Genomic DNA, 228 nt, shown 5'->3' with positions numbered 1-228 from the left:
CCCTGCTGACGGGCAAAAATAAAGTAACCCAGATCGCACTGACGCAGTAGCGCCAGATAGGCATCAAACTCCAGCTTTTCACTGAGAATTTGCAGGTTATCGGCGCTAAATAACGCCAGACCCGCCTGGCGCACTTCTTCAATATAGCCTGCATTATTTGCCGGGTAACCCATTGGCACAATCACGTTAACCGTGTCGCCGAACTGCTGATGGACAGCACGCAGCGCG

The 228-nt window shown here is 52.6% G+C and carries 1 protein-coding gene; it reads right to left on the bottom strand.

Annotated elements, in window-relative coordinates; translation table 11 throughout:
* Positions 1-228: TDP-N-acetylfucosamine:lipid II N-acetylfucosaminyltransferase (locus FDX22_RS00525; RefSeq protein WP_146716566.1), on the bottom strand; the 228-nt coding region annotated here is incomplete at both ends.

It is taken from the genome of Citrobacter sp. TBCS-14 (assembly GCF_005280805.1).
GTDB lineage: Bacteria > Pseudomonadota > Gammaproteobacteria > Enterobacterales > Enterobacteriaceae > Citrobacter > Citrobacter gillenii.
Note: the sequence above shows the minus strand (reverse complement) of the source record. Positions and strands in the feature narration are given on the sequence as shown.